Raw genomic sequence first — 17035 nt, forward strand, 5'->3', positions numbered from 1 at the left:
CCTGATGACGCTTCTGGGCGGCATTGGCACGCTTATCGGCCCCATCGTCGGCGCCGCCTTCGTCGTCGCCCTCCAGAACTATCTCGCAACATCCGACTTCCCCGTCACGATCGTAACCGGCGTCATCTTCATGGCATGCGTCCTCCTCTTCCGGAAGGGAATCATAGGCGAGTTCTACGGGTGGTTAGAGCGGAGGAAATGAGCATGAGCGAAGCATTAACGATTTATAGCACAAGCGTTTCGCCAAACTGGATAGACTACAACGGCCATATGGGGGACTATGCCTATGGAATCGTCTTTTCCGACGCGGCGACCGCCTATATGGATCGAATTGGCATCGACGCTGTTTATCGTGCGACCAACAATGCCACTCTCTACACGCTCGATAGTCGTATCGCGTATTTGAGAGAGTGTCATGCCGGCGAAATATTACAGGTAGAGCTGGCCTTGATCGATGCCGATCACAAACGTTTGCATCTATTCATGAGATTGTACAATGCGGATAGGGAGATGTTGGCACTCTGCGAGCAACTCTTGATGCACGTAAGTCGAGAAGGGAAGCATCCACGGGCAGCAGATCTGCCCATAGACGTGCGAGATGTCGTCTTGGCGGATCTCCAGAGTTCGAAGTCTGTTGAGAAAGCAGAAAGGATCGAATGGCGTATTGGTCTTCGAAGTTAGCAGATTGTTCTGACAAATCGGCAAACTAACCGGCAGTAGAAGCTCTGGTAATTTACAATCAGGCCCCTGCTTTTGGACTGGCACTCAATCAGATCGACGGACATTATGTCTGCTTTCCAATTCTTTTCGGTAAAACTGGTCATTTCGTCAACGGTCCCCGGCCACGAATCTCGAACTGACTCGTTCTTCCAGTGGCCCAGGGTGGCCGGGAGAACTCAAATGGGCATCGCACAATATGCTTCTGCTGCACTGGGCGCTTCGTATGGAACGCTGGCAGGAAGGTTGACGTAAAGAACCGCTCAAACAGCGGCAACTTTGGCAGTTCGCTTCTTCCTTGATAGAGAGGCGCGCATGCGAGACCGAGCGTTGTTTGATCGCCCGATCGACAGCAAGCTAAGTGACTGTGATCTCGTCAAGATTAAGATCGAAACTCGGGTCACGGCGAAGAGATTCGAACACGAGCAATGGTCATGAGTGGGTCACCGCGATTGGGTTGCGTGTTGAAGATAACGGCACGCACTCTCTTCGACGCTGGAAGGCGGCGATGATCTACAAGGCCACCGGGAAGCTTCCTGCGATCCAGATTCTGCTCGGTCCCGCCAAGATCGAGAACATGGTCAGGTATCTGGGTGTAGATATTGATGCTCTGGTACTCGCCGACTACACAGAAGTCAAAAAATTCGCTGAGCCGTACCGGGCAATGCCGTTCGTGCATAATCGAGTGGTGTCGTCCCTGGGACGGCTATGCGCCCTCCCTTCAGTCATCGAAGAGCGTCGCGGCCTCGGCTGAAAGGGACTTTCCTGCCTCAGTTTGCAGCTCGCTTTGCGCCTTAGTTCGGTCATCAGCCGCCTACTCCAGGAAACCCAAAAGCTGCCAATCCGCGCAGCGCATGTTGATCGTGGGCTTGAGTTGGAAGCGGATTATTTTCATAAAGCGAAATTGGATAGGCCCGAGCCTTGAGCGAACAGCGGCAACGATCTAGATGGATATCTTCCTCTCTCAGTTCGAAAATTGCTGAACGGGCCGGAATCTTCAAGAATACTGAGATCAAGGCTCTCCACGGAAATACTCTGAACGCCGGGAGTTAATGGACTGGTGGGGCTCGCGATCGCATTAGTACAATCACTGCAGTGTATTGTTAGACACCAATCACTATATCTTGGTAGCTTGGTTGCGGACATCCGAGAAATAGGTAAATAGATCAGAGTTTGGCCGCGCGGGCGGCTGAGCGATGAACAATTCTGCTCGCGCTTCACTCGGTGTCACGCCGAAACGTGCGCGAAAACCTCGCAGGAACTGATTGCCGTTGGAAAAACCCAGGCTAGCTGCGATCTGTGTGATGGAGCGGGACGGGCGATTTCGCCGGGTGAGTTCGACAAAAGCAGCGTCGAGCCGCATGTCTCGTAATACCTTTGTTACGCCGCCGTCCGCCGCAAAAGCGCGGTAAAGGTGGGTGCGCGAAACGTTGAAGCGACGCTGAATGAGTTCCTGCGACATTTCAGGCAGGTGGATATTCTGCTTAATGAACGCCATAACCCTCTGTCGCAGCACCAGAGTTAATGGTGAAAATTCCTCTGCCTTCTCCAGAGTCTCGCCCTTCAAGGCGGCGGCGAGCAGAATAACCACAGCTTCCTCAACCGCTTCAGCTTGTGTGCAAGAGAACGATGTACTGAGGGCAAAAAGCCCGCCGAGATAGGTCGCGATCAACTTGGTCATCGGACATCCTGCCTTCAGGACGATCCCGTGAAGGTTTCGAAATCCAACCGCCTTTTCGAGGTGTTCCCGGGGAAGCAGGGTGGAAGCCCGGCAGCCTGCTCTGGTCTCAGTCGTGAGCGTTTGTGCAAGGTCCGCAATAAGGATGTCTCCCACCTCGACATTGACGCTGACCCCATTGAATTCGCCTTTCATCGCGCCCGCTACCGCGATCTGAACGAAATAGTAATCGAGACCGCTTTGCACGATGTTCCTTCTGTCGCGGCTGAACCTTTGGGCGTTGAATGTGGTTGACCCCACTACCATCGAACCAAGGGGTCGCGCCCGCAAGATGCCCTCCAGAGGTGTCTTGCGCTCATCGGGGAGGGGCGATGGTTCAAAGATTGGCCCTGCCGCGGCTCGCCAGAAGTCGTTGCGATGCTCAGCTTCGACCATGGTCGTTGAAATAAAAATGTCGTTAATCATCATGCCCGTTCTGATTACTTAAAAGTAAACTGAATGCTACAGTAGCTGATAACAAACCTGGGCGATCTGTATGTAGATCGTTTTGAACGGTGAGCTGCACGTGTCCTCGGCGAAACGACAGTGAATGACCGCATCTCGATGCCGGGAAAGCGCCGGGTCGAAAAACCGACCTCACGGCCTGCGCCAGAAATCATTGCACTGTCCTGCTTCCCCCATGCTGCGGCCATGATCTCACAAAACAACCTTTTCTCTGTTTCTTCAGCGGAAAGAAATCAAGGGCAGAGAGCGCTAATCAACTGTAGCGAATTCGGTATTCCGCCCGCCACAGCAGAACAATACACTAAGAAATATTGTATATCTCGTTAATATCTAAAACGACTCGAAACAGGAACCAGATCTTATTTAGTTTTTGAAATCGGGATAAGACTTCAGATCTTTGAGAACCCTCGCCACCGATGAGACGTACGGGCGACTGAAATGGAACGCAGCGCCGAAGGCCCCTTCTGTCGCTCCGTCCTGAAAAGTGCGTATCCTGACCTAAGCGCGATTCAATCTCAATCTAAAGGAGACATGAATGGATTCCTTCCTCAAAAAGAAGGTCCTTGGATTTGCGGTTACTGCTTTAACCGTCATAGGGGCAAGTACAACATCGTTTGCCGACGTGGACGTGCCGCCGTTCTATGCCGCGGTGATGGAGATGAAGGCGGAGGGTAAGCTTGGCCAGATCGTAAGCAAGGAAAAAATATCTACGCCGATCGAAGGCGCTGAGGCCTGGCGAATTGCCTATATTTCCTCGGATCTCAATGATCGTAAAACGATTTCCACCGGCCTATTAATTGCGCCTGTTGGAGAAGCTCCGAAGGACGGGCGACCGGTAATTTCCTGGGCGCATGGCACCACGGGCACTGCGCAGAATTGCGGCCCCTCGCAAGTGGTTAACCCGGCAGCGCCGTTGAATCTATATTTTCTTCCGAATGGCAACGCATCCACCGATTATGGCGTCCCTGCTATCGAAACATTCATAAAGGCCGGCTATGTCGTTGTGGCAACGGACTATCAAGGCCTTGGCGGTGGAGGCAAGCACCAGTATACGGTTGCGGCGACAAATGGACGGGATGCGATCAACGCTATTCGCGCCGCAGGAGACCTGAAGGAAGTCGGCGCTGGAAAGAACGCCCTTATTTATGGTTGGTCGCAAGGCGGCGGCACGACCATTGCTGCGGCCAGTTCGGACGACTACATCAATCAAACTGGGACGGCCTTCGATGGCATCGAACTCGTCGGATTTGTGGCCATGGCGCCACAGGATATCGCAGCTGCGGCTCCCAAGGGAGAGATAACAGAAGCGACAAGCGCAGCTATGCTGAGAGGTCTGGTGAGCAGCTTTTCCAGCAACGTGTTCGATTTCACCCACTTTGCGCAGAACATGTGGGCAACACAGTCAGCCTTTCCGGAAAAGCTGAAGCTGACGGATATCTTCACGGAAGATGGCGCCAAGCTGGTTGACGAAGTTATGATGAACAAATGCATCCATGTGGCTTCGGATACGTTGAACTATGCGGTGGGCGATAAATTCAGCGCGATGCTGAAGGCAACGCCGACGAACACCAAGGCGTGGGCAGATGCCATGCTGGCAGGTAGTGTTCCCAATGCCAAGCCCGTCGCCCCTGTCATTATTTATTGGGGCACCAAAGATACCGTTGTTCCCCCGGTTATGGGTGAACTCTACCGTGAACAAAAGTGCAAAATGGGCGGTAACATCGCGCGTGTACAATTGCCGGGCGAGCAGGACCATTTCAGCACGCCTGCGGCTTCAGAACCGCTGTATCTGCCTTGGATTGCTGATCGTTTCGCCGGTAAACCTGCGCCTGATGGCTGTGTCGATCAATAAGTCTGAAGCGGGTGCCAATCTGGTTCATTCGGTCTTCCTGATCTGCAGTAATGCCTGAGAAGTTAGCCGTAAACCGTTCGCCGGGAGGAACATGGATTCCTCCCGGACTGCATTACCACAGTAACTTTGCAGGTCGTCGGTAAGAGATCGATGAGGCACACGCGGTCTCGCGTGCTTTTGGCCTACGATAGCTTGCCGGAAGGTTATTTCGGCCGTTCGATGCCCGATTCTGAAAAGCTGGATCAGGCCGCTTCGTAGCCAGGCACGTTAGATTTCGGAGCGGCAGTCTCGCGCGGCCCCTTCTAATTCCGTACCGCTGCAGACGGCCCCTCACGCTGATGCGTTTTCCCAATGCCAATATTGGTAAAAGGAGAACTCAAATGGGTATCGCACAATATGATCCTGCTGCACTGGGTAGGCCAGCTTGGAACGCAGGCCGAAAGGTCGGCGTGAAGAAGCCACTCAAACAGCGGCAAATCTGGGCAATTCGTTTCTTCCTCGATAGAGAGGGGCGCATGCGAGACCGAGCGTTGTTCGATTTGGCGGTCGACAGCAAGCTACGAGGCTGCGATCTGGTCAGGATCAAGATCGGAACTCTCGTTACGGGCCAGGATATCCGAACACGAGCAACGGTCATCCAGCAGAAAACCGGACGTCCTGTACAGTTCGAGATTACGGCGGAAGTCAGAGCAAGCTTGCTCGCGTGGCTTCAGCGAAGAGGCGGCACCATAGATGATTTCGCATTTCCGAGCCGGGTCGATCATGCCGATCATCTCAGCACTCGCCAATATGCCAGGCTGGTCGATGAGTGGGTCACCGCAATCGGGTTACGACGTGAAGATTATGGCACGCACTCACTTCGACGCACAAAAGCTGCGATGATTTACAAAGCCACCGGAAATCTCCGTGCGATCCAGATCCTGCTCGGTCACACCAAGATCGAGAACGCAGTGAGATATCTGGGTGTAGATATCGAGGATGCTCTGGAACTCGCCGAGCATACGGAGATCTAAAAAATCGCTGTGCCGTACCGGGCGATGCCGTTCGTGCAAAATCGAGCGGTGTCGCCCACCCTTGGGAATCGCTATGCAGTTCATTTCAGTCATTAGCGTAGCATTCCCACAGGTTCCACAGCGGTCTTGCGCTTATCCTGAATTTCGCTTGCGAACGGGTGGTTTGCAGATTGACAGCGATCGGACCCAGGTTAACGGAAGCGGATCTTTATCGAATCCTCGGACCGCGCTAATGATGGAGGATGACTGAATTGCGTTCTGGCATTCCGATAGTTTCATTTGCTGATCAAATTGCACTGGAAAGCTGGTTAGTGAAGCAACCGAGCGATTCCAACGGTGCATGGATTAGATTTCGTAAGAAGGGTTCGAGCATAGCAAGCGTCACCAAAGCTCAGGCGATCGACAGTGCCCTTTGCTATGGCTGGATCGACGGTCAACTTGACAAATACGACGCTGACAGCTGGTTAGTCCGCTTTACCCCGCGCCGATCGCGTAGCAAGTGGTCGGATGAAAATCGAAAACGCGCGCTGGAACTGATCTCGGCGGGGCGAATGCAATTGTCTGGGCAATTGGAAATTGATAAAGCGAAGGCAGATGGCAGATGGGAGGCGGCGTATGCACCAGCTAGCAAAGCTGAGGTCCCACCGGACTTGCAGACTGCGCTCGATGCGAACCCGAAGGCCGCAGCTTTCTTCGCTACGCTCACTGGCGCTAACCGATATGCGATCTTGTATCGGATTGGCGCGGTGAAGAAAGCTGAGACCAGAGCTCGAAAGATCAGGGATTTCGTTGGTATGCTTGAACGGGGAGAGACCATTCACGGTTGAAACGGCTGTTTTCGGTCGCCCTCTTCGGGTTCTGGTGACCAACATTGGACTGCTAGCGCTCGGACTGTTTTGCGTCTTAATCCGGCCTTTGGGACAAGTTTGGCGGACGCCTGTGAACAGTCGGTCCGCTTATGACTTTCGCTAAGCGCCATTTGCCGCTTCGATAGAAGCGCGCCAATTGCTGACGACGACCTACCAAAGGATGCCGACTGGTGGCAGGCCGACGCGGCCGTGTACACACTCGGGACGACGATCGCGAAGGCAGGTTCACGTGAAGCGTTTCGCGAAGTCGATCGCGACTACCCCCTTGCCGTCGCCCGGCTTGCCAGGCGCATGGTACGCCGCGCTTGGCTGTCGTCTCCGCCATGGGCGCCAACCGCAATTCGCCCTTCTTCTATTCGCGGGTGAAGGGCGAACTGGAAGCGGATCTGGCTATGCTGGACTTTCCGTCACTGACCCTCGTGCGACCGGGGCTGATTGGCGGCGACCGGGCCGAACGGCGTGCCGGCGAGCATGTGGCTACGCTTGCTAAAACTTTTCGGCCCCGTCCTCCCCAAGGCTTGGCAGATCAATCCCGCTACAAGGATCGCGGAGGCTCTGCTCGAAGCCGCGCTTGGTCATCGCACAGGAACGAGGATCATCGGTTCGGCGGAGATGTCCTGATCCTCAGGAACGGTTCAGGTTCTTCGAACATGTAAACGTGCGGCACGGCCAGTTGCATGAAATGGACACTTTGAAGGGCTGATACGGCTCGGTTTTCCTGAGTCACGGCATCAGCGAAGCAGCGCATCAGACGGATGAGTTCAGCTATGTGATCCAGAGGTACGTATCCGCCGTTGGATTGTTCTGTTGGACGCACTGTTCTTCGGCCAACGGCTCAACTGGAATAAAGTGGTTGGGACTGGAACTCGCTGACCGTTCGGAACTCTCAGGCAGCCCTTGAGGCGGGGCGATGCCTGACGGTAAACGTCCGCGAACCAGTAATAACTCAAGGGGAAGTAACGTCGCGATCGCCTGGCTCGACTAGAAGACGACACCCGTTTCATGGCTGATCAGTAGATCGGCAAGTTTCTGCGCTGCAGGTCCCAATGCCTCGTCCCGGCGGTGGGCAAGATAGGCACCAGACGTGATCTCGCCATTGCGACCGATGGCGTTGACATTGAGTCGCACGAGCGTTCCCTGTTCCAGGTCCCTCTCAACGAGCCAATGGGGGAGCCGCCCCCAGCCCGCGCCCTCCAGGATGAGGTGATGTTTGGTATCCTGCGTGTTGACGCGGCAGGTCTGTGACGAAACCACCCCGAAATCCCGGCCTGCTGATATGTCGGACGGGTCGGTCAGAACGATCTGGAGATGATCGGCAACATCCATCAGCTCCAGTGGTCGGCCCGCATGGCGGTGGGCCAGCGGATGGCTTGAAGCGACGACCGCGACCTGGCTGATGGATATCAGCGGCTCGAATTTGATACGGGGGTCGCGGAAATCTTCACCCACCATTACCGCAAGCGCACAACGGCTCTTCCTGAGCGCATCGAGCGGACCGCCCATAGCCTCCGACCATACACGGACGGCAACGGCAGGGTAATCGTGTCGCATTCGTGAGATCGCGCGTGCGACCTCGTGCATGGGAAAGAGCGTATCGACAGAAATCGCGAGTTCCGTCTCGACGCCATGCGCAAAACCGCGCGCCTGGGCGCGCAATACGTCCACGCGCAGAATGATGTCGCGTGCGTTGCCGAGCAATACCTGCCCCTGCGGTGTCAAGGCCGGCTTGTAGCCGGAACGGTCGAACAGTTCCACGCCAAGCGCGGCCTCAAGGTTGGCGATGGTGGCGCTGACGCCCGACTGGACGCGCGAAAGCTTCTGGGCTGCAGCGCGGAAGCTGCCGCTGTCGGCAATGGTTACGAAAGTCCGGATCTGATCAAGCGTAAGGGCATCCAGCATGATCTTTCCTCATGATCAACTATATCATTTTTATATCACTTATTTCGCTCATCCATTTGATGCAACCTTCCGCTCAATGAAATCAACGCGCGAGGTCGACGAGATGACGAAGGTGCTGGTGCTTTACTATTCCTCTTATGGTCACGTCGAGACGATGGCTTCGGCCGTGGCTGATGGCGCGCGTGAGGCGGGTGTGACGGTGGCGATCAGGCGGGTGCCTGAGCTTGTTCCCGAAGCGGTTGCTGCGAAGTCCGGATACAAGGTCGACCAGTCCGCGCCCGTCGCAACGGTGGCCGAGCTTGCGGATTACGATGCCATCATCATCGGAACGCCGACCCGTTTCGGCAATATGGCATCGCAGATGAAGAACTTTCTCGACCAGACCGGTGGCCTCTGGTTCGAGGACAAGCTGGTCGGAAAAGTCGGCAGCGTCTTCACCTCAACCGGCAGCCAGCATGGCGGGCAGGAAACAACGATCTTGTCCACCCAGACCGTTCTGTTCCACCTCGGCATGATCATTGTCGGCCTGCCTTACAGCTTCAAGGGCCAGATGCGGATGGACGAAATCACCGGCTGCTCGCCCTATGGTGCATCGACGCTGGCCGATGATGGATTGGGAGGGCATCGCGAGGTCAGTGAAAACGAGCTGGAGGGCGCGCGCTTCCAGGGACGGCATGTCGCCGGGATCGCGGCCACCCTCGTGGCCGGGCACGCGGCAAGGGGCTCGTGATGGACACGCCATCAACAACGAAAGCAGTGTCCACGCACTGGACCGCCGTGTTCGTCATCGTTGGCAGCGGAATTGCAGCCGCCTTGCAGGTTGGCAAGGCGGCGATTGCAGCGCCCCTGTTGCAGAATAATTTCGGAATCGGGCTGACGGCGATCGGCTGGCTGACTGGAATATTTGCGCTCATTGGCCTTGTCGGCGGCATTCCGACCGGGGCGTTTGTTGCGCGTTTCGGTGCGAGACGCATCCTCATCATCGGGCTCCTGGTCACGACAGTCGGCGCGGCGCTTGGCGCGGCGATACCGGGACTGCCCAGCCTGTTTTGTGGCCGCATTATCGAAGGGGCGGGTTTCCTGTTGGTGACGGTCGCGGCGCCCTCATTGCTCCAGGAGGTTACGCGACCAGCTGATAGTGATCTGGCCTTCGCCCTCTGGAGCTGCTTCATGCCAGTCGGCATGGCGGTGGCGATGCTGGTGGGGCCGTTCTTCGAGGACTGGCAGAGGATGTGGTGGGCAAGCGGGGCGCTGGCGCTGGCCATCTGCATCGCTGTTCCACTTGTCATTTCCGCTGGCGGGCAAGGCCAGATCATGTCCTGGAACAGCTTGCGCCGCGACAGCATGACCGTGGCACGCGACCGTAGCGCTGTGGGGCTGGCGATCACCATTGCGCTCTACAGCATGATGTTCTTCGCGGTCTTCAGCTTCCTGCCGGTGCTGCTGATGGAGCGGTTACAGGTGACGCACCAGACGGCCGGACTGCTCAGTGCACTGGCCTCGGCCGTGAACGTCATCGGCAATCTGACGGCGGGCCTGCTCCTCTCCAGGGGCTTTAGCCGCCCGGCGCTCCTGATCGCGGCATGCCTCGTCATGGGACTGGCCAGCTTCGGGATCTTTCTCCCTGTTCTGCCGGACGGTGCGGCCTTCGGCCTGTGCCTGTTGTTCTCGACTGTCGGCGGTGTGATCCCGGCGATCCTGCTGTCCTCCGCGCCACTCGTGGCGCCAGCGGCAAGGTTGGTTCCGGTCGTTCTGGGTCTGATCATTCAAGGCAGCAATCTCGGACAGATTCTTGGTCCGACAGCCATCGGCGGCGCACTGGATCGGTTCGGCTGGGATTCAGCCGCCTACATCGTGGCGGGCACGGCAGTGATTGCCGTGCTCGTGGTGGCCTCGACGCTCAGGCGGGTCGGGGCACAGCGGGTAAGCTTCGGGATGGGAGAGCATTGATGAGAATCGAATTCAACCACACGATCCTGGCGACGCAAGACGCACACGGCTCTGCCCTGTTTCAGGCTGAAATGCTCGGACTGCAGCCGCCGCGCAGATGGGGGCCATTCTGGATGGTCAAGCATCGGCAATCTGCCACATGGGCGCATACGCCTTGGGGGCCGCTGCATACGCCGTGAAAGCGGCCAGCCTAGCCGCCTCAGATCAGGCCGAAGCCGCCGACAAAGAGATTGCTTGGCAACTCGGACAGGTTACGGCGGAAGTGCAGGCTGCACTTTTGCAGCTTCCGCCTGTTGGCGAGAACAAGTCTGGCCCGCTCGGCCCGGGTCTCCTAACTTCAGGTCAACTCGGTGAGATTATCTGCCAACTTCAAACCGGGCTTGCCAAAATCGGTGCAAACTGACCACACCGCGAACGGCAAGTATGAGGTATCGACCATTGGCGACGGGATGACCGAAATGGGGGTCGGAAGCTGTTGGACCGTTAAGCGCCCGCCTTTCGGCCGTTGAGGCCGTCGCAACCACCTACCAAAAGCTGCCATTCCGTTCGCGCTGTAGGTAAGGTCGGGATCGGGGCGGGAAGCTGATCGGCGCTTTTGCCAATCATCCAACGGTAAGCGCACCTTCTGCACGTCGCTGCCAACTTTCGCCTCGGCCAAGCGTGATCTTTCGGGTTCGCCGAAGCATGTAGACGCTCGGCAAATAGTTTCAGGGCAGCATGTTCGAAGATATCCGATCTGCTGGAATTTTGGCGCTCTAAGCCATTTCAGCCAGGCCAGAAAACAACCATCTTTTCCTCCAGAAGTGATTTCGGCGACGAGCCCACCCTACGGAATCTGGCGCCGCTTGCCTTGATCGCTTTGACGATCTCCGGTGCCGGATGCCTCCAATGCAAGTGGATCGGTTGGGCGGCTGCTACCCAGAGCTCCGCATCGACCACGAAAAGCGATGGATCAAAATTGTGTGCCGAGCCGTGATGGGGGAGCATAAAGGTAGCCACCCAATCCATCTCGTCGCGATAGTGACGTTGGAACCTCTGTACTGCCAGCGGATCCTTGAAGTCTGCATCGCCGGTTCCCATCCAGCCCACGCGCGCATTTGCGGACGTACGCGAGTTGCGCAACACGGCGCCGGCCGTCTGTGGCTCAGCCGGACCGGAATATAACGACAGGGAGGTTTCGTTCTTATCGCCAAACGCCCAGGCATATGCTCGAGAAACGGCGGTGCGGTGTTTCGTCACCAAACCTCGCCGTTCCTTCTCGACCTTTACCTTGTCGCGGAAGCTATCTCTCGGCCATTTCAGGAGCACCTCCACTGCCGCGCAAAAAGCTTCCCGATCCTGCTGTGACGCTCGCCGCACATGGGGCTTCAAGAGCCATCCACCTTCGGTTCCCGCGGCAACATTGAATTCGATATGCTGCACGACAGTTGCTCCCTCAGGCGTCCGGCGCCCCAGAGGCGGGGCGCCGTGCCAACCCGTCTCCGTGCCCTTCCATGGCATACTATCCGGGCCGGAACGAGGAGGCTCCGCGGGCGGTAGCTCGAAGAAGCCCGAACCGCCTTCGTCCTCGTCTGTCGGCATTACCATGACGATCTGCCGCGGCCCGAACCGAGCCATGGTGCCGACGGGATCGACGACAGCATCTTGGTGGAAGCGTTCGGCACTGCGTTCGCCGATTGTCGCACAGCTTCTTCCGAACGCGATTATCCGGTCGATGTCGTCCAGATATGGCATTACGATTGTATCGACTCGGAGCCCCCTCTTCTCGTGAAGAAGATGAGGGATGCCACAGATGTGATCGCGGTCGAAATGCGACACGAAAAGCATATCGAGCCGACGCGATAGGCGTCGAGCCACGATTGACCGCACAGACGGGATTACACCGTCGATCGGATCCGAGCCGCAGTCGTAAACATACATGAAGTCGGCCGAGGGTATGGCATCGGACGCTAGGGACGCCCGCCACATGGCCTCGTTGCGTCCAAGATCCTGGAGGGTGCCGACGTTGAAGCCGCCCTGCCCGACCGGGAGCTGATATCGATGATGTCCCAGCACATGCTTCGCTTCTTCTCGCTTCCAGGCGCGCGGGTGGCTGGAAGACAAGCGAGCCGTCCGAGCAGCGTGGTGCGCAGCTTGCCGCTCGCGCTCCGACAAGACCTGACGACAGTGTTGACGGAATTCCTCATCATCGAAGGTTTGGCGCCTGAACTCCAGCGCTTGGGCGAAGAGTTGGTCGGATATTCGGCTTCGGAGATCATCGACCAAGGTGTCCAACAACACTCTCAAGCCATAGCTCCGAGCTACATCTGCGCGGATGTAGACATCGGCGCACATGCACGCCAGGTCCCAGTTCTCATCGTCCGAACCGACATACGAAATCGTGCTGTTCATTTGTTGATCCAAGAACATCGGTGAGGCGCGGCCGCGCATCTCGCGGGCAGAGCAGAGGAGTGAACGGCGTAGACGCGGAAGGGATGATGATTTCGATAGGGAGATATAGGGCTCAAGCCGGCTCCGTATCGACATCCAAGGACCTGCCGCCATCGTCATTCCTCGCCTCCGCCGCGTCCTCGGCTGTTTGGGGAGTGGCAAACCATGGCTCGATTTGGAGTGCTTTCCGCAAAGCGGTTTGAATGAAATCAGGCGCTCGCCAGATATAGGCTGCCGCCATCGTCTTGCCCTCCGGCGTCAATGTCTGAAGGTGGCTGATCGCATTCGGGATCGAAAAATCCTTGCCAGATTCCTGCTTGAAATTACCGGGCAGTCCCGTCCAGACCACCACATCGAATCCTTTTTCGGCGGCCCAGGGGGCGATCGTAGCAGGCACTTCAGGTTCGCATTTCCGGCTGCCGTCCCGGAAATAGAACCCCATGCGCCTCATGATCGTGCCTTCCCGGCACCGCAGGTCCTCGATCGCGTCATCGGGATTCCTTCGGGTGCTGATCGCATAAGAGGTTCTACACTCGGAACCGTTCGCATTGTCTATCACCAATGTGAGCGCGCCCTTGCGGCTTTCGGATATGCGGGAGAATTCCAGTTTGAGGACGGGGCCGTCGGCTTGCCACTCTTCATGCTGTTCGTCGAACTCGGGTCGCTCGTCCCAGATGAGCGAACCCCATCCCAGAATTGCGATCCTCGGCGCCTTTTTCTTTTCTGACATCCCATCCACCTCATATGGCCACCGTAAGTGTAGCCGCAAATTAGCTTTGTATCAGCAGGAAACTTGACGGCGCGTCCCGCCTACGCTCAGGGCTTTGGCGGGTCAGGCTCTAGGCTCCGCTTTCACCTTTGGCTTCAGCGCGATCCCGAGCCGCATGGACTACTCGTCCATGCGGGTGCCGATCTTTCGCGCAAGAAGGCTCGGGAGCGCACCACCAAGCAGGCCTGCCTGTTCGCTGTCGGGCCGTCGCCCGCCTCCTATGAGGCAACGGACGGCTCCAGACGAAGCAGGCAGCAAATGCTTAGAACTGAAAGGTCCTAACGTGCAATGCAGTTGCCACGTGTGACATACGCATGCACAAATTCCACATCGTCGCTACAGACGATTCAAGTATTCAGGGGGAAAGTGCCTGTGGGTAAACAAGACAACCGTGAAGCGGAGTTCCGACCGCCGGCGGTCATCGACGCTGCGCAGCTCGGGCGCATTGAAAGCGTTCACCGGGGTTTTCTGTATCAGCACCTCTACGCGGTCGCTTGCCTGTTGATGGCTCAACGAGCCGGTGCCTCGGCGATTGTCGTTGAACACGATGAAGACCTGGAGATTGTCCTCACCGACAGGCGCATCTACGTGCAGATCAAGACAAGGAACGGTGTTCTCAAGCACTCTGATATCAAGGGCGCGCTGGAACGCTTTGACGTTTTGAGAACCGAGCATTCACAAGGCCGGCGCACCGGCGCGGCCAGTTTCGTCATTGCGGCCAACGCCGCGCCGGGGCCGGTCCTGCTTGCGGCGACAAGGACGGGGGACTGGCCCGCCGATGTGGCCCTCCTTTGGCCGGGATGCGACGCGTCGATTGAATTAGCGCTTCCCGAGCCGCAGCCTGATGTCAATGGTGGACTTGCGCAGTGCGCGCGACTGGCCGAGGCCCTGCCTTTCGCGCTTCTGTCGCCGGAGACGCTTGTCTGGAAGCTTGCAAGCATGGTCATGGCGGCTGCGGCAGGAAATCCGCCGCGCACGGATCACTCATTTGCGGCCGAGGAGCTTCCTCATCTGTTCGAACAGCTGGTTGTCCAGCTTCAGGATTTCCCGGCGCCCCCGCCGGTGTATCGCGCGCAAGAAAACGAGCCCGCCCTGCATGCCGATGAGCGGTTGCGGATTATCAAAGGGTATTCTGGTGCGGGCAAGACGGCGTGGGTTTCACAAGCCGCAGTGCATGCGCTCGGAACCGTCGCATACTATGACGTCGTCGAGACACCAGGGCCTGCGCTGGCATCCTCCCTCGCCCGCGAGCTGGCAGCCCGACTTTTTGGCAGGTCGGGCGGGGCCCTTGGTGAAATTCTTCTGACGGGCGCCACGGGCCCGGAAATCCTGCGAGCCATTGGCACGCGGGCCGCAGCGAGCGGTGACCAGGTGACAATTGTCCTGGATAACGCCCACCGCGTAGCTCCACCGGACCTGTTGACGCTGGTCCAGCAGGGCCGCGATCTCAAGTTTGTTATACTATGTCAGCCGGGCAAGAACATCACTGAACTTGAAGCACTCCTGCAGATCAAGGGCGAGAGATTGCAGGGCTGGTCGACGGACACCATCGCCCTTGAGGCAAGCGCGCACGGCTGCCGCGCGGACCTTGCCACATGTCAGCGGCTGATCCAGCTAACGGCCGGTCTTCCCCTGTACATTCAGAACGCCATGGCTGTTGCGAAGGGTCGGTACAATGGAAATGTACGGGAGTTTTGTGACGATCTGGAAGGTCTGACCCACGAGGTCGAAACAGCTCACGAGCTGATCCTCGTACGGGCGCTCGAAGGACTTTCGACGGCAAGCCACAATGGGCTTGGTGTTTTGTGTCTTTGCGATATTCCGCTTAAGGCCGATGAGGCGAAATCCCTCCTTGGCACCACTCTTGGACTCAATGAGAAGGCCGTCGCCGGCATACTCCGGGAGCTTCGCTCGGCGGGACTCGTCGAAAGCTACAGCGACAATCGCGTAAAGGTACACGATGCACTGCGTCTTTTGGGCCGACGCCACCTCGATACGCTCGAGGGCGGAGTCTTGTCGCGCGCGCACACGGCACTTAAGGACATCCTGTCGACTTCTCTGCGACAGCAATGGGACCTTACCAAACTCCAATTCTATCTGCGGACGCTCGCAGCCATTGGTGACGTGAAAACTCTCGTTCAGTTCGCAACGGACGAGATGTTCCACGAGCTGGGCGTATTGCCTGAGATACTGCGCTTCCTGGAGACGGCGGCAGCTTCTGAAGAAACCGATCCCGAGGACCGATTTTGGGCCTTGGACGGGCTGGTATTCTCCGCACTGAAACGAGGTGACGGTGACGAAGCAATCGCTTACAACGAAGCCACGGCCAGGCTTCTGGTAGAGCATCCGCTCGGAGCGGACGAACGTCTCGCTCACGGGATGAAACGTCTGCATATCCGGTCCGCCCAAGGGGACAGAGCCGGAGTCATCGAGACGATCTCCGAAGTAATCGAGTTTCTTCCAGACACGCCACAGCACTTGCGGATTTTCCGCTACAACGCAGCTCACGCGATGTTCAAGTTAGGCAACTACGATGCGGCTATCAATGAAACATTTGAACTCATACAGGAATACTATGATCTCCTTGGCATCGAGCCGACCGATGTCATGGGTCGCAACGCTCCAGAAATCCTTCCTCTGATCAGGAAGAAGCAGGATTATCAAGATCACGCGAAGCATCTGGCGGATTGCCTGGACCTGAACGCGCAGGCATGTCAGCAGGTGGGCCTAGTTTCGCCCTTCGGCAGAATTCATGCCATGAAGTTTTACGACTTGGCGCGTGCGTTCGACTCACTCATTCGGGTCGGCCAGGATTTGGTGGATGATTTCGTGGGCCGTAACGATTTCATCGGTGCCCGGCAGATCATCGAGATAAATCTGCTCCCGATTGTGCTGCGTCTGAAAATGCTCGACCGGATCATCCCTGTACGAAGCCAGTACGCTGTGGTTCTGGCCTTCTGCGGCGAATTTAATGCCGCCGAAGCAGAAATGGCGCGGCTGCTCCCTTATGCTGATGGGCTCAGCGAACAGGGCAGAGGAGAACTGCTCAACCAGAGCCGGGCGATTTCGCAGCTTCGGATCAAGGGGCCGCCTCGCCAGTGGGTCCCGCCCCGTCCAGTCAGGCCAATTCTTCCGCGCCAAAGGATCGCCCAGAAAGTAGGCAGAAACGAACCTTGTCCCTGCGGTTCGGGGAGGAAGTTCAAGAAGTGTCACGGTCAGTAGCTACGAGCGAGGTGGTCCCCTTGGCTCGCGTGAACATTTCCCGCGCCTAGCCTGGCAGAACACACTCCAATGCAAGTTCGCGAGATCATCGTCGGTCGCATTTCGAAATGGAGGGATGGTCTACAGGGCTCG

The 17035-nt window shown here is 57.3% G+C and carries 14 protein-coding genes and 2 pseudogenes; 12 read left to right on the forward strand and 4 right to left on the reverse strand.

What is annotated here, in order from left to right; genetic code table 11:
• From ACS5UA_RS05565 to ACS5UA_RS05575, 3 genes and pseudogenes are all read left to right on the forward strand, one after another.
• Window positions 1-202 (forward strand): annotated as a pseudogene (locus tag ACS5UA_RS05565) (branched-chain amino acid ABC transporter permease); the annotation flags it as partial.
• 2 nt (window positions 203-204) lie between these two features.
• Window positions 205-681, forward strand: coding sequence for a thioesterase family protein (locus ACS5UA_RS05570; RefSeq protein ID WP_025091628.1), 477 nt, complete (start codon window positions 205-207; stop codon window positions 679-681).
• A 219-nt stretch (window positions 682-900) separates the two neighbouring features.
• Window positions 901-1354, forward strand: a pseudogene (locus tag ACS5UA_RS05575) (integrase); the annotation flags it as partial.
• Between the two features lie 480 nt (window positions 1355-1834).
• Here ACS5UA_RS05575 and ACS5UA_RS05580 read toward each other — a convergent pair.
• Window positions 1835-2863 (reverse strand): helix-turn-helix domain-containing protein, encoded by a 1029-nt coding sequence (locus ACS5UA_RS05580; RefSeq protein WP_273771191.1) that lies wholly within the window; start codon window positions 2861-2863, stop codon window positions 1835-1837.
• A gap of 571 nt (window positions 2864-3434) precedes the next feature.
• On the opposite strand from ACS5UA_RS05580, the gene ACS5UA_RS05585 reads away from it, so the two are divergent.
• From ACS5UA_RS05585 to ACS5UA_RS05600, 4 genes are all read left to right on the forward strand, one after another.
• The gene (locus ACS5UA_RS05585; RefSeq protein WP_006468200.1) at window positions 3435-4751 is read left to right on the forward strand and encodes an alpha/beta fold hydrolase; all 1317 of its coding nucleotides are present in this window, start codon (window positions 3435-3437) and stop codon (window positions 4749-4751) included.
• A 380-nt stretch (window positions 4752-5131) separates the two neighbouring features.
• Window positions 5132-5764 (forward strand): tyrosine-type recombinase/integrase, encoded by a 633-nt coding sequence (locus ACS5UA_RS05590; RefSeq protein ID WP_112700900.1) that lies wholly within the window; start codon window positions 5132-5134, stop codon window positions 5762-5764.
• Window positions 5765-6006: 242 nt separating this feature from the next.
• Window positions 6007-6591, forward strand: a complete 585-nt coding sequence (locus tag ACS5UA_RS05595) for a YdeI/OmpD-associated family protein (protein ID WP_112700899.1) — start codon at window positions 6007-6009, stop codon at window positions 6589-6591.
• A gap of 347 nt (window positions 6592-6938) precedes the next feature.
• Window positions 6939-7289 carry a hypothetical protein gene (locus tag ACS5UA_RS05600; protein ID WP_124915751.1) on the forward strand — a complete coding sequence of 117 codons (351 nt, stop codon included), beginning with the start codon at window positions 6939-6941 and terminating at the stop codon, window positions 7287-7289.
• A 325-nt stretch (window positions 7290-7614) separates the two neighbouring features.
• Here ACS5UA_RS05600 and ACS5UA_RS05605 read toward each other — a convergent pair whose 3' ends face one another.
• The gene (locus ACS5UA_RS05605) at window positions 7615-8532 is read right to left on the reverse strand and encodes a LysR family transcriptional regulator (RefSeq protein ID WP_063881613.1); all 918 of its coding nucleotides are present in this window, start codon (window positions 8530-8532) and stop codon (window positions 7615-7617) included.
• A gap of 103 nt (window positions 8533-8635) precedes the next feature.
• On the opposite strand from ACS5UA_RS05605, the gene wrbA reads away from it, so the two are divergent.
• Genes wrbA through ACS5UA_RS05625 form a run of 4 tightly spaced genes read left to right on the forward strand, consistent with a single transcriptional unit; the run spans window position 8636 to window position 10885 of the window.
• Window positions 8636-9262 (forward strand): NAD(P)H:quinone oxidoreductase, encoded by a 627-nt coding sequence (gene wrbA / locus ACS5UA_RS05610; RefSeq protein ID WP_063881646.1) that lies wholly within the window; start codon window positions 8636-8638, stop codon window positions 9260-9262.
• Window positions 9262-10482 (forward strand): MFS transporter, encoded by a 1221-nt coding sequence (locus tag ACS5UA_RS05615; RefSeq protein WP_112700897.1) that lies wholly within the window; start codon window positions 9262-9264, stop codon window positions 10480-10482. The genes wrbA and ACS5UA_RS05615 overlap by 1 nt, the downstream gene beginning before the upstream one ends.
• A complete protein-coding gene (locus ACS5UA_RS05620) occupies window positions 10482-10661 on the forward strand; it encodes a hypothetical protein (RefSeq protein ID WP_100556840.1) in 180 nt (59 codons plus the stop codon). The genes ACS5UA_RS05615 and ACS5UA_RS05620 overlap by 1 nt, the downstream gene beginning before the upstream one ends.
• Entirely contained in the window at window positions 10622-10885 is a 264-nt protein-coding gene (locus ACS5UA_RS05625; RefSeq protein WP_371835709.1) for a hypothetical protein, read from the forward strand. Before ACS5UA_RS05620 ends, ACS5UA_RS05625 begins: the two co-directional genes overlap by 40 nt.
• A gap of 362 nt (window positions 10886-11247) precedes the next feature.
• On the opposite strand, the gene ACS5UA_RS05630 is transcribed toward ACS5UA_RS05625, so the two are convergent.
• A complete protein-coding gene (locus ACS5UA_RS05630; RefSeq protein ID WP_443101222.1) occupies window positions 11248-12873 on the reverse strand; it encodes a hypothetical protein in 1626 nt (541 codons plus the stop codon).
• 112 nt (window positions 12874-12985) lie between these two features.
• Window positions 12986-13642: a hypothetical protein gene (locus ACS5UA_RS05635; protein ID WP_112700895.1), complete on the reverse strand. Its 657-nt coding sequence runs from the start codon at window positions 13640-13642 to the stop codon at window positions 12986-12988.
• Between the two features lie 411 nt (window positions 13643-14053).
• On the opposite strand from ACS5UA_RS05635, the gene ACS5UA_RS05640 reads away from it, so the two are divergent.
• A complete protein-coding gene (locus ACS5UA_RS05640; protein ID WP_443101224.1) occupies window positions 14054-16903 on the forward strand; it encodes a YecA family protein in 2850 nt (949 codons plus the stop codon).
• The last annotated feature ends 132 nt before the right edge of the window (window positions 16904-17035 follow it).

The organism is Brucella sp. RRSP16 (genome assembly GCF_052246815.1).
Classification (GTDB): Bacteria; Pseudomonadota; Alphaproteobacteria; order Rhizobiales; family Rhizobiaceae; genus Brucella; species Brucella intermedia.

Coding starts and splice junctions, on each gene's coding strand:
- ACS5UA_RS05595 (WP_112700899.1), top strand. CDS start 6,007: ATGACTGAATTGCGTTCTGGCATTCCGATAGTTTCATTTGCTGATCAA.
- ACS5UA_RS05570 (WP_025091628.1), top strand. CDS start 205: ATGAGCGAAGCATTAACGATTTATAGCACAAGCGTTTCGCCAAACTGG.
- ACS5UA_RS05625 (WP_371835709.1), top strand. CDS start 10,622: ATGGGCGCATACGCCTTGGGGGCCGCTGCATACGCCGTGAAAGCGGCC.
- ACS5UA_RS05590 (WP_112700900.1), top strand. CDS start 5,132: ATGGGTATCGCACAATATGATCCTGCTGCACTGGGTAGGCCAGCTTGG.
- wrbA (WP_063881646.1), top strand. CDS start 8,636: ATGACGAAGGTGCTGGTGCTTTACTATTCCTCTTATGGTCACGTCGAG.
- ACS5UA_RS05605 (WP_063881613.1), bottom strand. CDS start 8,532: ATGCTGGATGCCCTTACGCTTGATCAGATCCGGACTTTCGTAACCATT.
- ACS5UA_RS05615 (WP_112700897.1), top strand. CDS start 9,262: ATGGACACGCCATCAACAACGAAAGCAGTGTCCACGCACTGGACCGCC.
- ACS5UA_RS05630 (WP_443101222.1), bottom strand. CDS start 12,873: ATGAACAGCACGATTTCGTATGTCGGTTCGGACGATGAGAACTGGGAC.
- ACS5UA_RS05620 (WP_100556840.1), top strand. CDS start 10,482: ATGAGAATCGAATTCAACCACACGATCCTGGCGACGCAAGACGCACAC.
- ACS5UA_RS05580 (WP_273771191.1), bottom strand. CDS start 2,863: ATGATGATTAACGACATTTTTATTTCAACGACCATGGTCGAAGCTGAG.
- ACS5UA_RS05635 (WP_112700895.1), bottom strand. CDS start 13,642: ATGTCAGAAAAGAAAAAGGCGCCGAGGATCGCAATTCTGGGATGGGGT.
- ACS5UA_RS05585 (WP_006468200.1), top strand. CDS start 3,435: ATGGATTCCTTCCTCAAAAAGAAGGTCCTTGGATTTGCGGTTACTGCT.